The 22958-nt window shown below is 71.6% G+C and carries 23 protein-coding genes; 8 read left to right on the top strand and 15 right to left on the bottom strand.

Features of this window, described 5'->3' with window-relative positions:
- Positions 1-147: 147 nt before the first annotated feature.
- Genes KIH74_RS02645 through KIH74_RS02615 form a run of 7 tightly spaced genes read right to left on the bottom strand, consistent with a single transcriptional unit; the run spans position 148 to position 7728 of the window.
- The gene (locus tag KIH74_RS02645) at positions 148-1710 is read right to left on the bottom strand and encodes an NADH-quinone oxidoreductase subunit N (protein ID WP_214154012.1); all 1563 of its coding nucleotides are present in this window, start codon (positions 1708-1710) and stop codon (positions 148-150) included.
- A complete protein-coding gene (locus tag KIH74_RS02640; protein WP_214154010.1) occupies positions 1710-3233 on the bottom strand; it encodes a complex I subunit 4 family protein in 1524 nt (507 codons plus the stop codon). The genes KIH74_RS02645 and KIH74_RS02640 overlap by 1 nt, the downstream gene beginning before the upstream one ends.
- Positions 3230-5179 (bottom strand): NADH-quinone oxidoreductase subunit 5 family protein, encoded by a 1950-nt coding sequence (locus KIH74_RS02635; protein WP_214154009.1) that lies wholly within the window; start codon positions 5177-5179, stop codon positions 3230-3232. The genes KIH74_RS02640 and KIH74_RS02635 overlap by 4 nt, the downstream gene beginning before the upstream one ends.
- Positions 5176-5574 (bottom strand): NADH-quinone oxidoreductase subunit NuoK, encoded by a 399-nt coding sequence (gene nuoK / locus KIH74_RS02630; RefSeq protein WP_214154007.1) that lies wholly within the window; start codon positions 5572-5574, stop codon positions 5176-5178. Before nuoK ends, KIH74_RS02635 begins: the two co-directional genes overlap by 4 nt.
- A complete protein-coding gene (locus KIH74_RS02625; protein WP_214154006.1) occupies positions 5571-6077 on the bottom strand; it encodes an NADH-quinone oxidoreductase subunit J family protein in 507 nt (168 codons plus the stop codon). The genes nuoK and KIH74_RS02625 overlap by 4 nt, the downstream gene beginning before the upstream one ends.
- On the bottom strand, positions 6074-7054 hold the full coding sequence (locus tag KIH74_RS02620; RefSeq protein ID WP_214154004.1) for a NuoI/complex I 23 kDa subunit family protein: 981 nt from the start codon (positions 7052-7054) through the stop codon (positions 6074-6076). The genes KIH74_RS02625 and KIH74_RS02620 overlap by 4 nt, the downstream gene beginning before the upstream one ends.
- Before the next feature lie 50 nt (positions 7055-7104).
- Positions 7105-7728 carry a TetR/AcrR family transcriptional regulator gene (locus KIH74_RS02615; protein WP_214154002.1) on the bottom strand — a complete coding sequence of 208 codons (624 nt, stop codon included), beginning with the start codon at positions 7726-7728 and terminating at the stop codon, positions 7105-7107.
- Between the two features lie 687 nt (positions 7729-8415).
- Between KIH74_RS02615 and KIH74_RS02610 the strand changes: the two genes are divergently transcribed.
- A complete protein-coding gene (locus KIH74_RS02610; protein WP_214154000.1) occupies positions 8416-8775 on the top strand; it encodes a VOC family protein in 360 nt (119 codons plus the stop codon).
- Positions 8772-9257, top strand: coding sequence for a GNAT family N-acetyltransferase (locus KIH74_RS02605; RefSeq protein ID WP_214153999.1), 486 nt, complete (start codon positions 8772-8774; stop codon positions 9255-9257). Before KIH74_RS02610 ends, KIH74_RS02605 begins: the two co-directional genes overlap by 4 nt.
- Positions 9258-9260: 3 nt before the next feature.
- On the opposite strand, the gene nuoH is transcribed toward KIH74_RS02605, so the two are convergent.
- The 6 genes from nuoH to KIH74_RS02575 form a co-directional block, all read right to left on the bottom strand.
- The gene (gene nuoH, locus KIH74_RS02600; protein WP_214153997.1) at positions 9261-10211 is read right to left on the bottom strand and encodes an NADH-quinone oxidoreductase subunit NuoH; all 951 of its coding nucleotides are present in this window, start codon (positions 10209-10211) and stop codon (positions 9261-9263) included.
- On the bottom strand, positions 10208-11083 hold the full coding sequence (locus KIH74_RS02595; RefSeq protein WP_214153995.1) for an NADH-quinone oxidoreductase subunit C: 876 nt from the start codon (positions 11081-11083) through the stop codon (positions 10208-10210). The genes nuoH and KIH74_RS02595 overlap by 4 nt, the downstream gene beginning before the upstream one ends.
- On the bottom strand, positions 11080-11244 hold the full coding sequence (locus KIH74_RS02590; protein ID WP_214153993.1) for a hypothetical protein: 165 nt from the start codon (positions 11242-11244) through the stop codon (positions 11080-11082). The genes KIH74_RS02595 and KIH74_RS02590 overlap by 4 nt, the downstream gene beginning before the upstream one ends.
- A 10-nt stretch (positions 11245-11254) precedes the next feature.
- Entirely contained in the window at positions 11255-11884 is a 630-nt protein-coding gene (locus KIH74_RS02585; protein WP_281417580.1) for an NADH-quinone oxidoreductase subunit B, read from the bottom strand.
- Between the two features lie 23 nt (positions 11885-11907).
- Positions 11908-12270 (bottom strand): NADH-quinone oxidoreductase subunit A, encoded by a 363-nt coding sequence (locus tag KIH74_RS02580; protein WP_214153992.1) that lies wholly within the window; start codon positions 12268-12270, stop codon positions 11908-11910.
- Positions 12271-12343: 73 nt separating this feature from the next.
- Positions 12344-12655 (bottom strand): GNAT family N-acetyltransferase, encoded by a 312-nt coding sequence (locus KIH74_RS02575; RefSeq protein ID WP_214153990.1) that lies wholly within the window; start codon positions 12653-12655, stop codon positions 12344-12346.
- A 157-nt stretch (positions 12656-12812) separates the two neighbouring features.
- Here KIH74_RS02575 and KIH74_RS02570 point away from each other — a divergent pair, with 157 nt between their 5' ends.
- Genes KIH74_RS02570 through KIH74_RS02560 form a run of 3 tightly spaced genes read left to right on the top strand, consistent with a single transcriptional unit; the run spans position 12813 to position 15282 of the window.
- A complete protein-coding gene (locus KIH74_RS02570) occupies positions 12813-13691 on the top strand; it encodes an ABC transporter substrate-binding protein (protein ID WP_214153988.1) in 879 nt (292 codons plus the stop codon).
- Complete coding sequence (locus KIH74_RS02565; RefSeq protein WP_214153987.1) at positions 13688-14542, top strand: amino acid ABC transporter permease; 855 nt, start codon at positions 13688-13690, stop codon at positions 14540-14542. Before KIH74_RS02570 ends, KIH74_RS02565 begins: the two co-directional genes overlap by 4 nt.
- Positions 14539-15282, top strand: coding sequence for an amino acid ABC transporter ATP-binding protein (locus KIH74_RS02560; protein ID WP_214153985.1), 744 nt, complete (start codon positions 14539-14541; stop codon positions 15280-15282). Before KIH74_RS02565 ends, KIH74_RS02560 begins: the two co-directional genes overlap by 4 nt.
- Positions 15283-15341: 59 nt before the next feature.
- Here the strand turns inward: KIH74_RS02560 and KIH74_RS02555 are convergent, their stop codons facing one another.
- Positions 15342-16280, bottom strand: coding sequence for a LysR family transcriptional regulator (locus tag KIH74_RS02555; protein WP_214153983.1), 939 nt, complete (start codon positions 16278-16280; stop codon positions 15342-15344).
- A gap of 264 nt (positions 16281-16544) precedes the next feature.
- Between KIH74_RS02555 and KIH74_RS02550 the strand changes: the two genes are divergently transcribed.
- From KIH74_RS02550 to rarD, 3 genes are all read left to right on the top strand, one after another.
- A complete protein-coding gene (locus KIH74_RS02550; RefSeq protein WP_214153981.1) occupies positions 16545-18440 on the top strand; it encodes a 2-oxoacid:acceptor oxidoreductase subunit alpha in 1896 nt (631 codons plus the stop codon).
- Between the two features lies 1 nt (position 18441).
- On the top strand, positions 18442-19533 hold the full coding sequence (locus tag KIH74_RS02545; protein ID WP_214153979.1) for a 2-oxoacid:ferredoxin oxidoreductase subunit beta: 1092 nt from the start codon (positions 18442-18444) through the stop codon (positions 19531-19533).
- Between the two features lie 129 nt (positions 19534-19662).
- The gene (gene rarD / locus KIH74_RS02540; protein ID WP_214153978.1) at positions 19663-20616 is read left to right on the top strand and encodes an EamA family transporter RarD; all 954 of its coding nucleotides are present in this window, start codon (positions 19663-19665) and stop codon (positions 20614-20616) included.
- Here rarD and KIH74_RS02535 read toward each other — a convergent pair.
- A complete protein-coding gene (locus KIH74_RS02535; RefSeq protein WP_372491991.1) occupies positions 20591-22861 on the bottom strand; it encodes an FdhF/YdeP family oxidoreductase in 2271 nt (756 codons plus the stop codon). The genes rarD and KIH74_RS02535 overlap by 26 nt on opposite strands.
- Positions 22862-22958 lie beyond the last annotated feature (97 nt).

Below are 22958 nucleotides of genomic sequence, written 5' to 3'. Positions count from 1 at the left end.
GCACCGTCAGGAACCTCAACGGTGTCCAGCTTGATCACGTTCCCTCCTGATCGCCATCCGGGGTGGCCTCCACCGGGCCGCCCCCGCGTGAACCGGTCATGATCTTGCCCGATCCACCTCGATACAACCGCCGGATCACTCGCCGGATCACTGCGGCAGGCCCGGCAGCAGGCCCGCGATCAGCTGAGCGCCGGCCGACAGCCCGAGGCAGCCCGCGGCCGCGGCGCCCAGCACGATTCCCTCGGCCGGGCGTACCCGCCAGCGCGGCGGGGTGCGGCCGGGTCCCGGCGCCACCACCAGCAGGGCGCTCCAGCGCAGGTAGTAGGCCAGGGCCAGGGCCACGTTCAGGGCGGCGACCACGGCGACCGGCCAGAGCCCGGCGTCCACCACCGGCCGCAGCGCGATCACCTTGGCGACCAGCCCCATCACCCCCGGCGGCAACCCGGCCAGGCAGGTCAGGGCGAACACCAGCACGGCGCTCGCCACCGGCTCGGTGCGGCCCAGGCCCCGGTAGGCGTCCAGGGTGTGCTCCTCGCCGGCCCGGTGGTGCCGGGCCACCAGCACCACCACGGCGAAGACCGCCAGGCCCGCCACCACGTAGGCCAGCAGGTAGCCGAGGGCCGAGGCGGCGGCCTCACGCAGGCTGTCGCGCGAGGGGCCGACCGCCGCGAACGGCAGCAGCACCCAGCCCGCCTGGGCCACGGTGGACCAGGCCAGCAACCGCACCACCACCTTCTGGCGCAGCGCCACCAGGTTGCCGACGGTCATGGTCAGCGCGGCCAGCACCCCGATCAGCGGGGCCCACACCTCGTGCAGCGGCGGCAGCCCGACGCCCAGGAGCACGGCCATGGCGGTCAGCCCGGCCGTCTTGGAGACCGTGGACAGGAACGCGGCGACCGGGAGCGGGGCGCCCGCGTAGGTGTCCGGCGTCCACAGGTGGAACGGCACCAGGGAGACCTTGAACCCGATGCCCGCGATGCCCAGGGTCACACCCGCCACGGCCACCACGAGCACCGGCCGGCCGGGGTTCAGCGACAGCACGGCGGCGATCCGGGACAGGTAGAGCGAGCCGGTGGCCAGGAACAGCAGGCCGACGCCGAGCAGCAGCAGGCCGAGCGAGGCGACCGCGGTGAGCAGCATGGTGACGGCGGCCTGGGCGCCCTGGGCGTCACGCCGCAACGCGATCAGGCCGACCGTGGGCAGGGTGGCGGTCTCCAGGGCGACGGTCAGGGTGGCCAGGTCGCGGGCCCCGGCCAGGGCGGTGGCCCCGGCGACGGCCGCCAGCAGCAGGGCGTGGTGGGCGGTGCGGTCCCGGGCGCCCGGGCCGTCGATCGCCAGCAGCAGGCAGGCCACGGCCGCCAGCAGCACGATCGCCTGCACCGCCAGGGTCAGGTCGGACACCACGAAGGAGCAGCCGAAGCCGTAGTCGTCCGGGTTCGGCGAGGTGCGCGCCACCCCGCTGCTCACCACCAGCCCGCCGGAACAGGCCGTGGACCGGTCGGCTCCGTCCAGCGCCAGGTGCGCCACGCCGCCCGCGGCGGTCAGCAGCCCGGCCAGGGCGGTCAGGTCGGCGAGCGGCCGCAGCCGGGTGCCGCCCGGCCGCACCGCGTCGATCAGCAGCACCAGCAGGAGGGCCACGACCGGCGCGACGACCGGCAGCAGCGCGACCGCGTCGATCGCGGGCACCCCGGTCAGGCTGGTGATCACCATCAGGGCATCACTCCCCCGCCGGGCAGGATCAGCCGGACCACGCCGGCGGTGGCGGCCAGCAGCGGGCCGGGCACCAGGCCGAGCGCGACGGTGGTCACGACCAGGGGCAGGGTGACGGCGGACTCGTGCCGGGTGGCGTCGCCCATCGTGTGCGGGCCGGGGGCGGGGGTGCCCTGCCAGAGCAGGCGCAGCACCCGCAGCCAGTAGGCGGCGGCGATCGCCGTGCCGATCGCCGCGAGCACGGCGAAGGGACGGCCGAGCGGGCCGAGCGTGGCGGACTGCCAGGCCCCGGCGATCGCCAGCAGCTCACCCCAGAACACCGCCAGGCCGGGCAGTCCCAGCCCGGCCACGGCGCCCAGGGTGAGCAGCCGTCCCAGCCGGGGCAGCCGGTCGCGCAGGCCCGGGCCGAGCACCGCCAGGTCGGCGCTGTGGTGCCGGTCCTTCAGCGCCCCGACGACGAAGAACAGCAGGGCGCTCACCACGCCGTGAGCGATGTTGGCGTAGAGCGCGCCCTGGAGACCGGTCGACGTCATCGAGGCCACGCCGAGCAGCACGAATCCCATGTGCGCCACCGAGGACAGGGCGACCAGGCGCTTCAGGTCGCGCTCGGCCAGGCAGGCCAGGCCGGCCCAGACGATGCCGACCACGGCGAACCCGCCGAGCCAGGGCGCCACGTTCGCCGTGCCGGCCGGCAGCACCGGCACCGCCACCCGCACCAGGCCGTAGGTGCCGAGCTTCAGCAGGACCCCGGCGAGCAGCACCGATCCGGCGGTCGGGGCGATCGTGTGGGCCGGGGGCAGCCAGGTGTGCAACGGCCAGATCGGTGTCTTCACCGCCAGCCCCAGCACGATCAGCACGGCCGCGACGGTCTGGGTGGTGGCCGACAGCCCGGCGCCGCCACGGGCGATCAGCTCGGTCAGGTCGGAGGTGCCGGCCCGGACGATCACCAGGACGATCCCGAGCAGCATCAGGGCCGAGCCGGTGGCGGTGTAGAGCACGAAGCGGGAGGCGGCGTCGCGGCGGGCGGCCTCGCCCCCGGCCCGGGTGTCGCCCCAGACCCCGATCACGAACCACATCGGGATCAGCACCGTCTCGAAGGCGATGAAGAACAGCAGCAGGTCCATCGCGGTGAAGGTGGCCAGGGCCCCGCCGGTGACCGCGAGCACGCAGACCACCAGCAGCCGCACCTGGCCGTGTTCCGGCCGCACCCGGACCAGGTGGGCGCAGACCAGCACCGCGAGCAGGGCGGTGAGCAGGATCAGGGGGGCACTCACACCGTCCGCGCCCAGATGCACCTGAACCCCGAGGGCGGGCACCCACTCGGTGCGCACCTCCAGCTGCATCCGGCCCAGCCCCCGGTCCCAGGCCACGAAGGTGGCCCAGCCACCGAGCAGCAGGGTGACGGTGCCGGCCGCGACACCGAACCAGGCGGCGGCCCGGTCGGGCAGGCGCAGGCAGAGCAGGAGCGGCGCCCCGCCGAGCGGCACCAGCACGATCGCCGGCAGCAGCCATTCCACGCTCATGTCAGCACCATCCCGGCCACCGTGATCACGACCGCGCCGGCGAACACCCAGGCCGCGTAGCCGGTGGCCAGGCCGGTCTGGGCCAGGCGCAGCAGGATCCCGGCGAACGCCGTGGCGGGCCGGACGCCGCGCACGTAGGCGTCGACGACGTCGTACTCGGCGGCCCGCACCAGCCGCACCAGGGCCAGCACCGGCCGCACCACCAGCACCCGGATCACCGCGTCGAGACCGAAGGCGCCCAGCAGCGCGGCGCGGGTGCGGGCGGGCAGGGCCACGGCGATGTCGGGGGTGCCCAGCCGGGGCGCCGACACCGCCCAGCCCACACCCGAGAGTGCCAGCAGCGCACCGGTGATCGCGGTGCCCGGCTCGATCTCCAGGCCGCGCAGCAACGGCGGCGGGTGGATCAGCAGCAGGCCGAACCCGACCGTCGGGACGGCCAGGAGGTACAGCGGCAGCATCATCGCGGCGGGCACGCGGTGCGGGCCCTCGTCGTCCACCGTTTCGCTCGTGGTCCCGGTCGCCGGTGGGTCGCCCATCGCCACGATCGCCCAGGCCCGGCCCGCGTACAGGCCGGTCAGCACGATCGTGAGAACGCCCGCCACCAGCACCGTCCAGCCCACCCAGGTGCCGGCGTGGGCGGCCTGGTCGGCAGCCGACAGCACGGCCTCCTTCGACCAGAAGCCACCGAACGGCGGGATGCCGGCCAGGCCCAGCAGCCCGATCCCGAACAGCACGGCCAGGGCCCGGTGGGTGCGCCAGAGCCCGCCCATGTCGGCGAGCGCCGTCGAGCCGACCAGGTGCACCACGCAGCCCGCGACCAGGAACAGCAGCGCCTTGAAGGCCCCGTGCGAGAGCAGATGGACGACGCCCGGCGCGGCCAGTCCCACCGGGTCACCGGATCCCAGCTCACGGTCCGAGGCCACGCACACCGCGCCGAGCATGTAGGCGACCTGGCTGATCGTGGAGTAGGCCAGCAGGCGTTTCAGGTCGGTCTGGGCGAGCGCCGCCAGCGCCGCGCCGACCATGCTGACCGAGGCCAGCACCGCACCGGTCTGGAGCGCCCCGGGCACGGTCAGGTACAGCGGCAGCAGCCGGGCCAGCAGGAACACCCCGGCGGCCACCATCGTGGCGGCGTGGATCAGCGCGGAGACCGGGGTCGGGCCCTCCATCGCGTCGGGAAGCCAGGTGTGCAGCGGGAACTGGGCCGACTTGCCGATCACGCCGGCCAGCATCAGCAGCCCGGCGGCCAGCACCGTGCCGTGGCCGATCTCGTTCTCGGTGGCCGCCCGGTTGAGCTCGGCGATCGACGTGGACCCGGCCTCGGCGATCAGCACCACCACGGCCAGTACCACGCCGATGTCGCCGACCCGGGTGATCAGGAAGGCCTTCATCGCCGCGGCCCGGGCGCTCTCCCGCTCGCTGTGGTGACCGATCAGCAGGTACGAGGCCAGGCCCATGGCCTCCCAGCCGATCAGCAGCAGCACCAGGTCGCCGGAGTGGATCACCAGCATCATCGCGGCGGTGAACATCGAGACGGTGGCGGCGTAGGCCGGGTAGCGGACAGGTGCTGTGCCGGTGCCGTGCTCGAATTCGGGTTCGGGTTCGGGTTCGGGTTCGGCCAGGTAGGCCGTGGAGTAGAGCTGCACGCAGAACGCGACCAGGGCCACCAGCACGGCGACGGCGGCGGACAGCTGATCGGCCCGCAGGTCCAGGCCGATGGTCAGGCTTCCGAGCTGGGCGCGGCCGAGGAAACCGATCGAGGCGACCTCGCCGTCGCGGCCGACCAGCACCGCCTCGGTGACCGCGGCGACCAGGGTGCCGAGCGCGCCGAGCACGGCCCAGTCGGTGGCCCAGCCGCGCCGGCCGGGGCCACCGCCCAGCCACAGGCCGAGCACCGAGGCGACGGCCGGCAGCACGACGGTCAGCACGGCGGCGGACTCGGTCATCCCTTCTCCACCGCCGTCTCCGGGCTCTCGGTGTAGGTCGGCGACGACTCGCCCAGCTCCCGCACCTCACTCAGTTCCACCGTGCCGCGGGTCCGGAACAGCAGCAGCACGATCGCCAGGGCCACGCCGATCTCCGCGGCCGCCACGGTGATCACGAAGACGGCCATCACCTGCCCGGGGATCAGCGGGTCCTGGGCCCGGGCCAGGCCGTCGCCCAGCGCGGCCAGCCCACCGGCCGGCAGCGCGGAGGCCGTCACCAGCAGCACGTTCGCGGCGTTGAGCAGGAGTTCGGCGCCGATCAGCACGAGCACGGCGTTGCGGCGGGCCAGGATGCCGTACACACCGATGCCGGCCAGCACCGCGGCCAGCAGGGCCGGGCCGAGCAGATGGATCATCGGCCGGCGTTCCGGGAGACGGCGATCGCGGCCACCAGCGCGGCCAGCAACAGCACCGAGAGCAGCTCGAACGGCAGCAGCCAGCCGCTGAACACGGCCTTGCCGACGGTCTGCGCCGAGCCCTGGTCGCCCTGCACCTGAACGGTGCGACCGCCGAGCGCGTAGATCAGCGTGCCGGCCAGCAGCCCGCCGACCGAGATGCCCGCCGCTCCCGCCGCCAGCCGCTGGCAGGGCGGCCCGTCGAGCCGGTCGCTGGGTTCCACCGGCGCCCGGGTGAGCATCAGCGCGAAGATCACCAGCACGACCACGGCGCCGACATAGACCAGCAGCTGCACCAGGGCCACCACCTCGGCCCCGAGCACCAGGTACACCCCGGACAGCGCGCCCAGGCAGACCACCAGCCAGAGCGCGCAGTGCACGACCCGGGTGCCGGTCACCGCCAGCATCCCGGCCGCGGCGGCCAGCACGGCCAGCGCGGCGAACAACACCTCCAGCCCGCTCACGCCCCACCCCCGCGCACCTGGCCGGGGGTGTCGGGGGTGTCGGGGGTGTCGGGGGTGTCGGGGGTGTCGGGGACGTCGGGGACGTCCGGGTCGTCCGGGTCGTCCGGGGTGTCGGCCACGGCGGGCAGCACCTCGGTGTCGTCGTCCTCCGCCGGGTTCCCCGACGAGCCCGCGACCGCAACGGTGGACGACGAGGAGCCGGGCCGCGCGGTTTCGTCGTCCACCATTGCGTTTTCGGGTTCGGCGGCCCGGCCGCCCGCGAGCTCGTCCACCACCGGCGGCATCCGCAGGGTCTCCTGGGCCTGCAGGTCAGCCTGAGCCTGCATGTCAGCCCGGGCCGCGATCTGCGCGGCCTCGTAGGCGGCGATCGCCTTCTCCGCGGCGGTGCGGGCGACGTCGACCTCCTTCGCCTCGGCCGCGGCCGGATCCGGCAGGGGCGGTGGCTGCACGCTGGTCATCCAGCTCTCCAGCCGGTCGCTCTCGTGCAGCAGGTCGCGGATGTCGAACTCCGCGTACTCGAACTCGGGGCTCCAGAACAGTGCGTCGAAGGGGCAGACCTCGATGCAGATGCCGCAGTACATGCACAGGGAGAAGTCGATGGCGAAGCGGTCCAGCAGGTTCTTCTGCCGGGCCCGTCCGCCCGGCTCGGTGGCGGGCACCTGTTCTTTGTGTGACTCGATGTAGATGCACCAGTCCGGGCACTCCCGGGCGCAGAGCATGCAGCTGGTGCAGTTCTCGGCCAGCAGCGCGATCACGCCGCGGCTGCGCGGCGGCAGATCCGGCCGCACGTGCGGATACTCGGCCGTGTGCGTGGGCCGGACCAGGGCCCGGGCGGTGGTGGCCAGACCGCTCACCAGGCCACGGCCGAACCCGTGCCCGTGGCCGGAGCCGTGCGACCGGTCGTCCTGCTCACCGATTCGCTCACCGATTCGCTGACCGTGCCGATGACCGCCCGTGTCGGCCTGCTCGTTGGTCACCCGCTGCATCTTGCCGTGTTCGGCACCCACGGTGCGAGGTGCCTCACGGGTCAGCGCTGGGCGGGTGGAAGCATCGGCGAGGGCAGGCCCAGTTCGCGGGCGGCGCACTCGTCGGCCCAGGCCCGGGCCCGGCCGCGGGAGAGTGTGCCCCGCACCTGGGTGGCCACGGCCAGGCCGTCGAGCATCACGCAGATCCGCAGGGCGGTCTCCTGGGGGTCGGCGGACCGGAACTCGCCGGCCTCCACCCCCGAGGTGATCAGCCTGGTCAGGGCGTTGCGCCAGCGCTCGTCGTTGCGCCGGGCCACCTCACGGATCTCCTCGGTCCAGCGGCCCTCGGCCCAGGCATCGATGTTGCGCGGCCAGGCATCGAGGTCGGAGGTGTCGGAGGAGATCTGCTGGTGCAGCCGGATCACGTTGCGCAGGCGCTCCACGTGGGTGCCGGGCCCGGCGACGGCCGCGTCGACCGTGTCCAGATCCCGCTCGGAGGCCAGCACAAATGCCTCGGAGAGCAGCCGTTCTTTCGAATCGAAATGGTAAAAGACCAGGCCGGCGCTGATTCCGAGCTCAGCGGCGACATCCGCGACCCGGGTACGCGCGAATCCCTTGCGCGAGACCACCGTGGCGGCGGCCCGGAGAATCTCCTCACGCCGGATCTCTGCCTGCTGCCGCGCCACCTCACCGACCTCACGTGTGTTCCGACAAACTCCCGGCCGGAACGTACACGCACCAGACGTGACCATCAATATTCCGATTGCGCGGGATTCCGGCCGGCGCATCACCCGGCATACCCGGGTCGGGCGGGCTCTGCCCGCCGATCGCGACCAATAGCGATATTAGCCGCCCTTGGATAGTCGCATCCCCGGATTGCCCCGATCACCGGCCCGCACCCGCCCGACCCGGCCCGCGAGCGCCCGTGCCGTTGATTCGGGCGTCCACCATTGGTCACCGTGCGTGCATCACGAAGCGCGGCCGGACGCTCGCCGGTGCGGCGCCCGCACCCCCTTTCGTCACCGAGCGCCAAAATCAGCGTCCCGCACGATCCGGCCCGGACCGCCGCGTAGGCGGGACCACCGGGAAAATCCATGCGCAGGAAAATGAGGACCGGGCTCACCGGCCGGAACGCGTTCGGCCGCGATCCGCCACCGATCGGCATCCACAGTGCAGCGAAAGTGCGGCACTGGCGCCGTCACGGGTTCGCCGGACGCGAATTCGGCTCGGAATCCGGGCGCTGCGGCAGATCCTTAATTCCAATCTTGACCTGCACATTCCGCCGTTTTCCCGGTACCTCGGATCCAGGCGAACAGAATGCGCCAACACCTCCGAGCGGTCGGATCCCGGCTGTTCTGGCAGTATTCCGATTTGTGGAACGCGTGACGGGCATCGGGGGTGTGTTCTTCCGGAGCAAGGACCCGGAAAGACTGGCCGCCTGGTATGAAGACCATCTCGGCGTGACGCCGGTACCGCTGACGTACGACGAGGAAGCCTGGCAACAGCAGGCCGGCCCCACCGTGTTCGCCGCCTTCGCCGACGAGACCGAGCACTTCGGACGGCGCCAGCAGCAGTGGATGGTCAATTTCCGGGTGCGTGACCTGGAGGCGATGGTCAGGCAGCTGCGGCGGGCGGGCATCGCCGTCGAGGTGGACGAGGAGGTCTATCCGAACGGGCGCTTCGCCAGGGTCTACGACCCCGAGGGCAACCCCGTGGAACTATGGGAGCCGTGAGCGACTCCCCCGTGACCGACCTTGTTCTGCGTGAGACCCCGTTCGACGGCCCGGAGGCGATCACCCTGATCGCCGAGGTCCAGCAGGAGTACGTGACCCGCTACGGCGGCCCCGACGGCACTCCGGTGGACCCCCGCGAGTTCGCCCCGCCCCAGGGCCTGTTCGTGGTCGCCGAGGTGGGCGGCGAACTGGCCGGGTGCGTGGGACTGCGGGCCCACGCGGCGCAGGGCCCCGAGGCCGTCGAGATGAAGCGGATGTACGTGCGGCCGGCCTTCCGGCGGCGCGGTCTGGCCCGCCGGCTGCTGGCCACGGCCGAGCAGCGGGCGTCGATGCTGGGCTACCGCCGTCTCATCCTGGAGACCGGCGACCAGCAGCCCGAGGCGGTGGCACTGTACGGCTCGGCCGGCTACCTGCCGATCGCCGGTTTCGGCATCTACGCGAACGAGACCGGTTCGCTGTACTTCGCCAAGCAGCTGGACTGAGGGCTAACTGCGCAGCACCACCACGACCGCGGTGAGCGCCAGCTGGGCCAGGGCGATCGGCACCAGCCCCGCCCAGGCCAGGCGTTGCAGCTGGTCCTCCCGCAGTCGTGGCCAGGCCACCCGCAGCCAGATCACCACGATCGCCACCAGGCCGGCCTTCAGCAGCGTCCACCCCGGCCCGTTCACCAGCGGACCGTGCCACCCGCCCAGGAACAGCACCGCCACCAGTGCCGACAGCACCACGATGCCGGCGTACTCGGACAGCAGGAACAACGCGAACCGCAGCCCGGTGTATTCGGTGTAAGGGCCTGCCACCAGCTCGGAATCGGCGATCGGCATGTCGAACGGCGGGCGCTGCACCTCGGCCAGCCCGGCGATCAGGAACACCAGCAGCGCCGGTGCCTGCCAGACCAGCCACCACCAGCGCCAGGCCTCGCCGATCCCGGTGAGGGACAGCGTCCCCGCGGCCATCGCCACGCTGGCGGCGGCCAGCACCAGCGGCAGTTCGTAGGCCAGCAGTTGCGCGGCCGCCCGCATCGAGCCGAGCAGCGCGTACTTGTTGGCGCTGGACCAGCCCGCCATCAGGGTGCCGAGCACCCCCACCGCGGCGGCCGCGAGCACGAACAGCAGCCCGGCGTCCACGTCGGCCGCCACCCAGTCCGGGCTGAGCGGGATCACCGCGAGCGCCACCAGGTAGGGCACCAGGGCCACCGCGGGCGCCAGCCGGAACACGGTGGCGTCGGCCCGCGCCGGCACCACGTCTTCTTTCTGAAGGAACTTCACCCCGTCGGCCACCAGCTGCGCCCAGCCGTGGAACCCGCCCGCGTACATCGGCCCGAGCCGCCCCTGCATGTGCGCCATCACCTTGTGCTCGGCCTGGCCGACCAGCAGCGGCAGGGTCAGGAATGCGACCAGCACACCGACCGCCCGCAGCCCGATCTCGACCGCGATCACCGGGTTCTCCCGGGGCGGTCGGGCTGGGCCGGGGTTTCGGGGGTCGGGGTTTCGGGAGTGGACGTCGGAGGCGAGTCGGGTGCGCCGGTCGCCTCGGTGGCGTCCCCGGGTGCTGGGGTGGCCGGCTCGGGCGCGGTGGTCACCTCGGGTGTCCTGGTCACCTTGGCACCACCGCGTGCGGTGGTCGCCTCGGGCGCGGCACTCGCCGGTGGGGCGCCGGGTTCGCGCGGACCCCACGACGGGTCGGGCACACCGGGTGGCAGGGTCTTGCGGCGGGTCGGTGCGCGCCCGGAGTCGCCCGGGTCCTTCGCTCCCGGCCAGGCCTTGGCGGCGCGGGCGGCCAGCACGAACGACTTGCGCAGGGGCGTCCCCTCGAACCCGTCCGGCAGCAGCAAAGGACGCAGGCCGGCTCCGGTCCGGTCGTCGAACCCGGTGAAGTCCAGGCCGAACATCTCGGACGTCTCCCGCTCGTGCCACGCCACCCCCGGCCACAACCCGGTCAGGCTGGGCAGTTCCAGGGCGGTGTCGGGCACCCGGGTGCGCAGCATCATGCGCCGCACGGAGCGGGCCGGCGTGCCGAACGAGTCGGTCGCGGCCAGGTGGAGCACGACGTCGAGCCCGGCCGGGTCACCCTCCGGCTCGTCCACGGCGGAGAGCCAGTCGAGGAAGTCCAGGCCCATCTCGTCCCGGGCGCAGGTGGCCGCGGCCACCCAGCCGGCCGCCGGGATGTCGACGACCGGGACACCCGCCGCATCGGCCGAGACCGTGACCGTGCCGGTGAGCGTGCCGGCGACCGGCGGGTCGGCCGGGCGCAGAGCAGCCGAGAACCATGCCTCCAGCTGACGGGCGTCGGGGGTGGTGCCCGGGTTCACCGCTCCGGGCCCGGTCCGGCGCCGCCGGGCAGGGCCGGCACGGGGGCGTCCGCCGTGACCACCGGCCAGCCGAGCCCGCTCAGGAACCGGGGATGCGTGCTGCCCATGCCCGGCCATCCGAGGCCGGTCGGGCGGGGCGTGGGCTCTTCGACGTCCATCATTTTCCTGCCCTCACCGGCCCACCTCCGGGGCCACCAGACCACGGTTCAGTGCTGCGGCCCCGCGACGGCGTGAGCCGTAGCGACGGCCGAGGTTCTCCGCGGCGATCTTCTCCTGAAGTTTCACGATGCCCTGGAGCAGGGCCTCCGGGCGCGGCGGGCAGCCCGGCACATAGACGTCGACCGGAATGACCTGATCGACGCCCTTCGTCACGCAGTACGAATCCCAGTACGGGCCACCGGAATTGGAGCAGGCGCCGAACGAGATCGCATACTTCGGCTCGGGCATCTGCTCCCAGAGCCGGCGCACGGCGGGGGCCATCTTGTCGGTGACCGTGCCCGACACCACCATCAGGTCGGCCTGGCGCGGGCCGTTGGCGAACGGGATCACGCCCAGCCGGATGAAGTCGTGCCGGGCCATGCTGGCCGCGATGAACTCGATGGCGCAGCAGGCCAGGCCGAAGTTGAACACCCAGAGCGAGTAGCGCCGGCCCCAGTTCAGCACCAGCCGCAGCGGATGCGGGGCGACCGCGCCGAGAACGCCCAGCTGGGAATCCTCTTCGGCGGGGCGCAGCACCGGCATCGGCAGCGCCGTCTTCTCCGAGATGCCACGGGCGCCACCACCCGGCCTGGTCAGATCCATGTCAGATCCATGTCAGATCCATGTCAGGTCCATCGCAGGGCACCACGCCGGACGGCGTGCAGCAGGCCGATCGCGATGATGCCGATGAACACGCCCATCTCGGCCACCGTGGCCCAGCCCAGGTCTTTCACCACGGTGACCCAGGGGAAGAGGTACACGGCGTCCACCGCGAAGATCAGGTAGAGAAAGGCGTAGAGGTAATAGCGCACCTGGCTCTGTGCCCAGCCGTGCCCGACCGGGTCGACGCCGCTCTCGTAGGTCAGGACCTTCTCGGCCGAGGGCACGCGCGGGCGCAACGCCCGGGCCGCCCCCATGCCCCCGGCGAACAGCAGCACGCCGGCAGCGATCACGGTGGCGACGACCAGGTAGGTCTCCGGGCCCTCCATGGGCACGACTCTACCCACCGTGAGCGCCCGGAAGCGGAGTCAAGTGCGGCGGACGCGTGGAGCCGCCACCCGATCAGGCCGCCGGCAGGCCGAACGCCGCGCGCCGGTTGTCCGGCACCAGGTCGAGGTAGTCCGGGTGCTTCTCGATGAAAGCCTTGACGAACGGGCAGATCGGCAGCACCTTCGAGCCACGTTCCCGCTCGGTGTCGAGGGTCTCGCGGATCAGCTGGGTGGCCAGGCCGCGACCACCGAACCGCTCGGCGATCTCGGTGTGCACGAAGCTCACCACCGGGCCCAGGCCGCGGTGCTCGGTGAAACCGGCCAGCTCGCCGTCCACCCAGATCTCGAAGCGGTTCTCGTCACGGTTCTCGCGCACCTCGGACATCACGCCATCGAAACACAACCGCACACATCGGCGCAGCCCGCGAACGCCCTGGTGACGAATCGGACACCTGCGTGCCGTCAGGGTTAACCCGGTCGGCGGTGGACAGGGGCCAGCTATACACTCGACCGCCGAACCTTGCGCTGACCTTGGAGTATTCATGTCTCGCCGACTGCCTGCCGCCGGCTCCGCACTTCTCGCCCTGCTGGCCGTCGCGGCCTGTGCTCCGGCTGACTCGAACGACGAGGCGAGCAGCGCGGGCTCCTCGTCGTCCAGTTCGGCGGCCTCCTGCGCCCCGGCCGACCTGGACACCCTGACCTCGGGCACGCTGACGATCGGCACCGACTCCCCGGCCTACTCGCCGTGGTTCGAGGACAACGACCCGGCCAACGGCAAGGGGTACGAGTCGGCCGTGGCGTACGCGGTGGCCAAGCAGCTGGGCTACACCGACGACCAGGTCAAGTGGTCCACCGTGACGTTCAACGCCGCGGTGCAGCCGGGCAAGAAGGCGTTCGACTTCGACATCAACCAGTTCTCGATCACCGACGAGCGCAAGGAGGCCGTGGACTTCTCCTCGGGCTACTACGACGTCGCGCAGGCGGTCGTGACGGTGAAGGGCAGCAAGGCCGCCGGCGCTACCTCGATCGCCGACCTGAAGGGCCTGAAGCTCGGCGCCCAGGTGGGCACCACGAGCTACGACGTGATCGAGTCGCAGATCGCCCCGACCAGCGACCCGTCGGTGTTCGACGACAACGACAAGGCCAAGCTGGCCCTGAACAACGGCCAGATCGACGCCCTGGTGGTGGACCTGCCCACCGCGCTCTACCTGGCCTCGGCCGAGCTGGACGACGGCGTGGTGGTGGGCCAGCTGCCGCAGACCGGTGACGCCCAGGAACAGTTCGGCCTGCTGCTGGCGAAGAACAGCTCGCTGACCGACTGCGTCACGCAGGCCGTCGACGCCCTGCGCGAGGACGGCACGCTGGAGACGCTCGAGACCGAGTACCTGACCGACTCGGCCGGGGCCCCCGAGCTCAAGTGAGCGACACCTGGACACCCTCCGCGCGCCAGCGGGAACGTGACGCCTACCGGCGCCGGCAGAACCTGCGCTCGCTGCTGATCGCGGTGGTCAGCACCGTGGTGATCGGCGGTCTGCTGATCGCCGGCATGGTGTCGGCGCCGGGCTGGCAGCGCACCCAGGAGACCTTCTTCAACTGGGACAAGGCCGTCGACGCGTTCCCCGACGTGCTGGCCGGCTTCTGGATCAACGTCAAGGTCTTCGGCGCCAGCGCGGTCTGTGTGCTGATCCTCGGGATGGTCCTGGCGATCCTGAAAACCCTGACCGGACCGGTGTTCTGGCCGGTGCGGGCACTGGCCACGGTGTACATCGACGTGTTCCGCGGCCTGCCGATGATCCTGCTCCTGCTGCTGGTCGGCTTCGGGGTGCCGGCGCTCAACCTGACCGGGGCTCCCACCGACCCGGTGGTGCTGGGCTGCATCGCGCTGGTGCTGTCGTACTCCGCCTACGTGGCCGAGGTGTTCCGGGCCGGCATCGAGTCGATCCACCCGAGCCAGCGTGCGGCCGCCCGCTCACTGGGCCTGAGCGGCTCGCAGACCATGCGGTTCGTGGTGCTGCCCCAGGCCGTGCGCCGGGTGGTGCCGCCGCTGCTGAACGACCTGGTGTCGCTGAGCAAGGACTCCGGCCTGATCTCGGTGCTGGGTGCGGCCATCGACTCGGTGCGGGCGGCCCAGATCAAGACCGCGGAGAGCTTCAACTTCACCCCGTACGTGGTGGCCGGCCTGCTGTTCCTGGTGCTGACCATCCCGATGACCCGGATCACCGACCGGATCTCCAGGCGGTACGGCGCGGTTCCCGGCGGAGGGCACGTATGAGCCTGCTGAACATCGAGAACCTGCGGAAGTCCTACGGGCACAACGTGATTCTGCGGGACCTCAGCCTGGACGTGGCCGAGCACGAGGTGATGGTGCTGATCGGCGCCTCCGGCTCGGGCAAGTCCACGCTGCTGCGCTGCGTCGACCTGCTGGAGACGGTGGACGACGGGCTGATCGAGCTCCAGGGCCAGGACATCACCGACCCCCGGGTGAACGCCGACCAGGTGCGGTCCCGGATCGGGATCGTGTTCCAGTCGTTCAACCTGTTCCCGCACCTGACCGTGCTGGACAACATCACCCTGGCCCCGCGCAAGGTGCACCGGGTGCCGGCCGAGCAGGCCCGCGAGCGCGCCCTGGCCACCCTGGACCGGGTCGGCCTGCGGCACCGCGCGGACGCCTACCCCGACCATCTCTCCGGCGGTCAGCAGCAGCGGGTGACGATCGCCCGGTCGCTGGTGAACGACCCGGTGCTGATGCTGTTCGACGAGGTCACCTCGGCCCTCGACCCGGAGCTGGTGGGTGAGGTGCTGGCGATGCTGCGCGACCTGAAGTCCGAGGGCATGACCATGGTGGTGGCCACCCACGAGATGGGTTTCGCCCGTCAGGTGGCCGACGAGGTGTGCTTCCTCGACGGCGGCAGGGTGCTCGAACGGGGTTCTCCGGGGCAGGTTCTGGGTGAGCCCCGACAGGAACGCACCCAGCAGTTCCTGAAACGGATCATCGAGGCCGGCCGGTTGTAGAACCCAGAACGATGGACGACGAGGAGCGCGAGCCTGGCTCCTCGTCGTCCATCGTTCTGTCAGCGCCGGCTGCGCCCCCGCAGCGCGATGGTGAGCAGGTCGGACGCCGGACCGCGGGGTGAGCTGCCGAGCGGCCACACCGCGAGCAGACGGCGGTCGAGGGCGAGGCCGGTGACGCCGACGGTGCGCAGCCGGCCGGAGGCCACGTCGTCGGCCACGGCCAGCGTGCTCAGCACGGCCGGTCCGGCGCCGGCCAGCACCGCGCCGCGGACGGCCGCGGTGCCGGACAGCTCCAGCAGCGGGCGCGCCCGCTCGTAGCCCGCGCCGAGTGCGGTCTCCAGCGCCACCTCCAGGGCCCGGCGGGTGCCGGAGCCGGCCTCCCGGGAGACCAGCGGGGTGTGTGAGAGCTCGGCCGCGTCGACCGGCCGGCGGCGCCGTGACCAGGGGTGGCCCGAGGGGACGACGAGAACCAGCGAGTCCGTGCCGATCTCGCGCCAGGCCAGGCCGCCGGGCGCGGAGGGCCCCTCGACGAAACCCAGCCCGGCCCGGCCGTCCCGCACCCGCTCGGCGACCTCCTCCGAGTTGGTGGCGGTGAGCTGCACCGACACCTCCTCGCCGCGGGCCTCGACCTGGTGCCGCAACGTCACCAGCCAGCGGGGCATCAGGTACTCGGCCACGGTCAGGCTGGCGGCGACCCGCAGCTGGGCGTGACGTTCCGCCCGCAGGGCCGCGACGCTGGCCTCCAGGCCGGCGGCGAGTTCGGTGAGCTGCCCGGCCCAGTCGGCGACCAGCGCGCCGGCGGTGGTCAGGCTGGATCCCTGCCGGCTGCGGCGCAGCACCTGCACCCCGAGAGTGCCCTCCAGCCGCCGGATGCGCTCGCTCGCGGCCTGCTGACTGATGTGGTGCTCGCGGGCGGCCGCGCCGAGGCTTCCGGTGCGGGCGACGGACAGCAGCAGGTCGAGCGCCGCGAGCTCGGGGACACGCGGAGGCAGCGGCATGTGACCAACTCTACGCCCGTCACAAGCCAGACTTGTGACCACACAGGGGCAGAAGGACTACCCGACGTGTGCGCGCGGTTGCACAGTTGGGTCGCTGTGCCCCTTGCGCATGCGACGATCGGCCCGTTCCTTAGCAGAACATCGGGACTAAGGGGAACCTTAGTGGCATGCGAGCCACCCCACAGCGAGACACTGTGTGCGGATGCCCGTGCACCACGGGGTGGATCGACGCACGGGCACAGGCAGGCGGACTGAGGAGACTTCATGGACGACACTGCTGTGGTCCCGACCGGGGCGAGCGGGCCCAGAGTCGAGCAGATCGACAGCGTGGTGATCCGTTTCGCCGGTGACTCCGGCGACGGCATGCAGCTGACCGGCGACCGGTTCACGGCGGAGACCGCGTCGCTGGGCAACGACCTGGCCACCCTGCCGAACTTCCCGGCGGAGATCCGCGCGCCCCAGGGCACGCTGCCCGGCGTCTCCAGTTTTCAGCTGCACTTCGCCGACCACGACGTGCTCACGCCCGGCGACGCACCGGACGTGCTGGTGGCAATGAACCCGGCGGCGCTCAAGGCGAACCTGCCCGACCTGCCGCGGGGCAAGACCGTCATCGTCAACACCGACGAGTTCACGAAGCGGAACCTGACCAGGGTCGGCTACCCGGGCAGCCCGGTGGACGACGGCTCGCTGGACTCCTGGCAGGTGCACCCGGTGCCGCTGACCAGCCTGACGGTCGAGGCGCTGAAGGAGTTCGGGCTCTCGCGGAAAGACGCCGAGCGCTCCAAGAACATGTTCGCGCTGGGCCTGCTCTGCTGGCTGTACAACCGGCCGACCGAGGGCACCGAGCGCTTCCTGAACACGAAATTCGGCCGCCGGCCGGAGATTCTGGCCGCCAACCTGACCGCGTTCAAGGCCGGCTGGGCGTTCGGTGAGACCACCGAGGGCTTCGCCGTCTCCTACGAGATCGCCCCGGCCCCGGCCCCCGCGGGCACCTACCGCAACATCACCGGCAACACCGCGCTGGCCTACGGCCTGGTGGCGGCCGGGCACCGGGCCGGTCTGCCGATCGTGCTCGGCTCGTACCCGATCACCCCGGCCTCCGACATCCTGCACGCCCTGTCGGGGATGAAGAAGTTCGGCGTCACCACGATCCAGGCCGAGGACGAGATCTCCGCGATCGGGGCCGCCCTGGGCGCCTCGTACGGCGGCACGATCGGCGTGACCACCACGTCCGGACCGGGTCTGGCGCTGAAGAGCGAGACCATCGGCCTGGCGGTCTCGCTGGAGCTGCCGCTGGTGATCGTGGACGTGCAGCGCGGTGGCCCGTCCACCGGCCTGCCGACCAAGACCGAGCAGTCCGACCTGCTCCAGGCGATGTACGGGCGCAACGGCGAGTCGCCGGTGCCGGTGATCGCGCCGCGCTCCCCCGCCGACTGTTTCGACGCCGCGATCGAGGCGGTCCGGATCGCCACCACCTACCGCACGCCGGTGCTGCTGCTGTCCGACGGCTACCTGGCCAACGGGTCGGAGCCGTGGCAACTGCCGGCCGTGCCGTCGTTGCCCGACCTGAAGGTGTCGTTCGCGCCCGCGCCGGAACCGGGCGCCCCGGCCTTCCGGCCGTTCGACCGGGACCCCGGCACGCTGGCCCGGCCCTGGGCGGTGCCGGGCACACCCGGGCTGGAGCACCGGATCGGCGGCATCGAGAAGGCCGACGGCACCGGTGAGATCAGCTACGACCCGGACAACCACGACAAGATGGTGCGGCTGCGCCAGGCCAAGATCGACGGCATCGACGTGCCCGACCTGGAGGTCGACGACCCGACCGGTGACGCCGAGGTGCTGGTGCTCGGCTGGGGCAGCACGTTCGGCCCGATCGCGGCCGGGGCCCGGGTGGCCCGCCGTGACGGGGTGCGGGTGGCCACCGCCCACCTGCGGCACCTGAACCCGTTCCCGGCGAACACCGGTGACGTGCTCAGGCGCTATCAGCGGGTGCTGATCCCGGAGATGAACCTCGGTCAGCTGGCCCTGCTGCTGCGGGCCCGCTACCTGGTGGACGCCCGGGGATACAACCAGGTGCGCGGTCTGCCGTTCAGCTCGGCGGAGATCGCCACCGCCATCACGTCCCTCGCGAGCGAGATCGAGATCGAGGAGGTCTACTGACATGACCACGGAACTCGGTATGCCCACGGTGCTCTCGGGGCTGGCGCAGGTGCCGCACCTGGGCCCGGACGACGCGAAGCAGACCCGCAAGGACTTCACCTCCGGCGCCGAGGTGCGCTGGTGCCCGGGCTGCGGGGACTACGCGATCCTCGCCGCCGTGCAGGGTTTCATGCCCGAGCTGGGCATCCGGCGGGAGAACGTGGTCTGCGTGTCGGGCATCGGCTGCTCGTCGCGGTTCCCGTACTACCTCGACACCTACGGCCTGCACTCGATCCACGGCCGGGCGCCGTCGATCGCGACCGGCCTGGTCACCGCCCGTCCCGACCTGAACGTCTGGGTGGTGACGGGTGACGGCGACGCGCTGTCGATCGGCGGAAACCACCTGATCCACGCGCTGCGCCGCAACGTGAACCTGACCGTCCTGCTGTTCAACAACCGCATCTACGGGCTCACCAAGGGCCAGTACTCGCCCACCTCCGAGCCGGGCAAGATCACCAAGTCCACACCGGTGGGCTCGGTGGACACGCCGTTCAACCCGATCTCGCTGGCCCTGGGCGCCGAGGCCACGTTCGTCGCCCGCACGCTCGACTCCGACCGCAAGCACCTCACGTCGGTGCTGAAACAGGCCGTGGAGCACCGGGGTTCGGCGCTGGTGGAGATCTACCAGAACTGCCCGATCTTCAACGACGGCGCGTTCGACGTGCTCAAGGACCGGGACGAGGCGCAGGCCCGGCTGATCCGCCTGGAGCACGGCGAGCCGATCCGGTTCGGCGCGGACGGGGCCAAGGGCGTGGTGCGCGCGGCCGACGGCTCGCTGGAGGTCGCCGACGTCTCCGCGGTGGGCGAGGCGGCGCTACTCGTGCACGACGCCGAGAACCCCAACCCGGCAACCCAGTTCGCGCTGTCGCGGCTCGACGACGCCACCCTGTCGCACGTGCCGCTCGGGGTGTTCCGCAAGGTCGCCCGGCCGGCCTACGACGACCTGGTGCGCGCGCAGGTCGCCGGGGCGGTCGAGGCGAACAGCGGCCCGGCCACGGACGACGACCTGGCCGCGCTGCTGGCGGGCCAGGACACCTGGACGGTTTCCGACTGATTCCGGCTGAGGGGTTTCGGCACAACGGGGGACGACGTGAGCTTTCGCGTCGTCCCCCGTTATTCCGCCCGAAACCTCCGGAGCCCGTCGTCGTCCATGATCGGTAGCCCCTGCCCCTAGACTCATGGGATGAATCCGGAGCTTCGCAGGGGTGTCGGCTACGGCTTCGTCTGCTATCTGCTCTGGGGCTGTTTCCCGCTCTACTTCCGGCTTCTCGGCGATTCCGGGGCGCTGGAGGTGCTGCTCTGGCGCATCGTCTTCACCGGCCTGGTCTGCCTGGTGCTGGTCGCGGCCCTGCGCTCGTGGCGCGAGATGCGCACCGTGCTGGGCAACCGGCGGCAGGTCGTGGTCCTCGGCGCGGCGGCGTTCCTGATCGCGATCAACTGGGGCGTCTACATCTACGCCGTCAACAGCGACCAGGTGGTCGAGGCCGCGCTCGGCTACTTCCTGAACCCGCTGGTCACCGTGGCCCTGGGGGTGCTCGTGCTGCGCGAGCGACTGCGCCCCGGGCAGTGGGCGGCGGTGCTGATCGGGGTGAGCGCCGGCATCGTGCTGACGGTGACCTACGGGCGGGTGCCGGTGATCGCGCTCAGCCTGGCCCTGTCGTTCGGCACCTACGGACTGGTGAAGAAGCAGGTCGGCAGCAACGGCGGGGTGAGCGCCCTGGCCGGGCTGAGCACCGAGAACCTGGTGCTGGCGCCGTTCGCGGTGGCCGGCCTGATCGTGCTGGCCGTGCAGGGGCACAGCACCATCGGTCACAACCCGCCGTGGCAGGCCCTGCTGCTGGCCTCCACCGGCGTCTTCACCATCACCCCGCTGCTGCTGTTCGCCGCGGCGGCCAAGCGGGTGCCGCTGTCGACCATGGGCCTGATGCAGTACCTCACGCCGGTGCTCCAGTTCCTCTGCGGCGTGGTGGTACTCGGCGAGCACATGCCGGGCTCGCGGTGGGCCGGATTCGGCCTGGTCTGGCTGGCTCTCGTGGTGCTGACCGGTGACAGCCTGCTGGCCGCCCGGCGGCAGCGGGCGCTCCGCCTCGCCGCCGCCGAGGTCGCCACCGTCAGCGCTTCTCCAGGCGCACGATGACCGACTTGGAGGTCGGCGTGTTGCTCACGTCGGCCACGCTGTCGAGCGGCACCAGCACGTTGGTCTCCGGGTAGTAGGCCGCGGCGCAGCCCTTCGCGGTGTCGTACTCGACCACCCGGAAGTTCTCGGCGCGGCGGTCCACCCCGTCTTTCCACTCCGACACCAGGTCGACCATGTCGCCGTCGGCCAGTTCCAGCGTGTTCAGGTCGACGCTGTTCACGAACACCACCCGGCGGCCGTTCTTGATACCGCGGTAACGGTCGTCGAGGCCGTAGATGGTGGTGTTGTACTGGTCGTGGCTGCGCAGGGTCTGAAGCAGCAGCCGGCCCTCGGGGATGTGCGGGTACTCCAGCGGGCAGGCGGCGAAGTTGGCCCGGCCGGTCTTCGTCGGGAACCGGCGGCTGCGCGTGGCGTGGGGCAGTGTGAAGCCGTTCGGGTCGGACAGTTTCGTCTCGTAGTCGTCGAAGCCCGGCACCACGCGGGAGATCCGGTCGCGGATCTTCGCGTAGTCCGCCTCGAACTCGTCCCAGGGGATGTCGACCTTGTCGCCGACCGCGCGCTTGGCCAGGCGGGTCACGATCGACACCTCGGACAGCAGGCTGTCGGAGGCGGGCTTCAGCCGGCCGTGCGAGGCGTGCACGCGGCTCATCGAGTCTTCCACGCTGACCCGCTGCATGCCGCCCGCCTGCACGTCTTTGTCGGTGCGGCCGAGTGTGGGCAGGATCAGGGCGGTCTCGCCGCAGACCGTGTGCGAGCGGTTGAGTTTGGTGGACACCTGAACGGTCAGGCGGCAGCGGCGCAGGGCTGCCTCGGTCAGGTTGCTGTCGGGCGTGGCCCGCACGAAGTTGCCGCCGACCGCCATGAACACGTCGATCTCACCGTCGCGCATGGCCCGCAGGCTGTCGACCGTGTCGTGACCGTGCTTGCGCGGCGGCTCGAAACCGAACTCGTCACGCAGGTTGTCGAGGAACCACTCGGGCATCTTCTCGAAAATGCCCATGGTGCGGTCGCCCTGCACGTTGCTGTGGCCGCGCACCGGGCAGACACCCGCGCCCGGGCGGCCCAGGTTGCCCTGGATCATCAGCACGTTCACGATCTCGCGGATCGTGGCGACCGAGTGCTTGTGCTGGGTGATGCCCATCGCCCAGCAGACCACCGTCTTGGTGGACGCGGCGAAGCGGGCGGCCAGGCCGCGCACCTGCGACTCGGTCAGGCCGGTGGCCTCGACCAGCTCGGCCAGGTCGAGACCCTTGACGTGGGCGCGGTACTCGTCGAAACCGGCGGTGTGCTCGGTGATGAAGGCGTGGTCGACCAGCGAGTCGTCTTGCAGCAGGATCTGCGCGACCGCCATCATCAGCGCCTGGTCGCCGCCGATGCGGACCTGGAGGAAGTCGTCGGCCAGCGGTGTGCCACCCCCGGCCACGCCCTTGGGCGTCTGCGGGTTGTGGAAGTTCATCAGGCCGGGCTCGGGCAGCGGGTTGACCGCCACGATGACCGCGCCGTTCTGCTTGGCGACCTCGAGCGTGGACAGCATGCGCGGGTGGTTGGTGCCCGGGTTCTGGCCCATCACCACGATCAGCTCGGCCTGTTCCAGGTCGTCGATCTGGACGCTGCCCTTGCCCACGCCGATCGCCTCAGTCAGCGCCGAGCCGGACGACTCGTGGCACATGTTGGAGCAGTCCGGCAGGTTGTTGGTGCCCAGCGCCCGCACCATCAGCTGGTAGACGAACGCGGCCTCGTTGCTGGTGCGGCCGGAGGTGTAGAACGTGGCCCGGTCGGGGCTGTCCAGCCCACGCAGCTCGGTGGCGATCAGGTCGAACGCGGCGTCCCAGCTGATCGGGCGGTAGTGGTCCTGACCGGCGGGCTTGATCATCGGCTCGACCAGACGGCCCTGCTGCCCCAGCCACCAGTCGCTCTTGCCGCCCAGTTCCCGCACCGGGTGCCGGGCGAAGAAGTCGGCATCGACGACGCGCCGGGTGGCCTCCTCGGCGACCGCTTTGGCCCCGTTCTCGCAGAACTCGGCGACGTGCCGGTGGTCCTTCTCCGGCCAGGCGCAGCCCGGGCAGTCGAAGCCGTCCTTCTGGTTCAGCCGCAGCAGCGTGCGCGTGGTGCGGGTGGCCCCCATCTGCTCGTACGACTTCTTGAGCGCGTGGTACACCCCCGGAACACCGGCCGCGTACTCCTTGTGATGCCCGACCTGGACATCACTTTCGTCGAAATCCTCGCGGGGAGCGCGACTCATGATCCGGCCTCCACCTTCGGCGACACAGCTGACCCCATCCTTCGACGCTACCTGAGGGGTTCCCGGCCCACCAGGTGGGGGCCAGGTGCGTCAAGGGGCC

The sequence above is a fragment of the Kineosporia corallincola genome, from assembly GCF_018499875.1.
GTDB lineage: Bacteria > Actinomycetota > Actinomycetes > Actinomycetales > Kineosporiaceae > Kineosporia > Kineosporia corallincola.
The sequence above is the reverse complement of the archived record's forward strand: the minus strand, read 5'-3'. Positions and strand labels throughout refer to the sequence as shown.

Excerpts from the sequence above, each read along its gene's own strand:
- KIH74_RS02645 (WP_214154012.1), bottom strand. The coding sequence starts at position 1,710 with ATGGTGATCACCAGCCTGACCGGGGTGCCCGCGATCGACGCGGTCGCG.
- KIH74_RS02640 (WP_214154010.1), bottom strand. The coding sequence starts at position 3,233 with ATGAGCGTGGAATGGCTGCTGCCGGCGATCGTGCTGGTGCCGCTCGGC.
- KIH74_RS02635 (WP_214154009.1), bottom strand. The coding sequence starts at position 5,179 with ATGACCGAGTCCGCCGCCGTGCTGACCGTCGTGCTGCCGGCCGTCGCC.
- nuoK (WP_214154007.1), bottom strand. The coding sequence starts at position 5,574 with ATGATCCATCTGCTCGGCCCGGCCCTGCTGGCCGCGGTGCTGGCCGGC.
- KIH74_RS02590 (WP_214153993.1), bottom strand. The coding sequence starts at position 11,244 with ATGATGGACGTCGAAGAGCCCACGCCCCGCCCGACCGGCCTCGGATGG.
- KIH74_RS02585 (WP_281417580.1), bottom strand. The coding sequence starts at position 11,884 with ATGGATCTGACCAGGCCGGGTGGTGGCGCCCGTGGCATCTCGGAGAAG.
- KIH74_RS02580 (WP_214153992.1), bottom strand. The coding sequence starts at position 12,270 with ATGGAGGGCCCGGAGACCTACCTGGTCGTCGCCACCGTGATCGCTGCC.
- KIH74_RS02575 (WP_214153990.1), bottom strand. The coding sequence starts at position 12,655 with ATGTCCGAGGTGCGCGAGAACCGTGACGAGAACCGCTTCGAGATCTGG.
- KIH74_RS02570 (WP_214153988.1), top strand. The coding sequence starts at position 12,813 with ATGTCTCGCCGACTGCCTGCCGCCGGCTCCGCACTTCTCGCCCTGCTG.
- KIH74_RS02560 (WP_214153985.1), top strand. The coding sequence starts at position 14,539 with ATGAGCCTGCTGAACATCGAGAACCTGCGGAAGTCCTACGGGCACAAC.
- KIH74_RS02555 (WP_214153983.1), bottom strand. The coding sequence starts at position 16,280 with ATGCCGCTGCCTCCGCGTGTCCCCGAGCTCGCGGCGCTCGACCTGCTG.
- KIH74_RS02550 (WP_214153981.1), top strand. The coding sequence starts at position 16,545 with ATGGACGACACTGCTGTGGTCCCGACCGGGGCGAGCGGGCCCAGAGTC.
- KIH74_RS02545 (WP_214153979.1), top strand. The coding sequence starts at position 18,442 with ATGACCACGGAACTCGGTATGCCCACGGTGCTCTCGGGGCTGGCGCAG.
- rarD (WP_214153978.1), top strand. The coding sequence starts at position 19,663 with ATGAATCCGGAGCTTCGCAGGGGTGTCGGCTACGGCTTCGTCTGCTAT.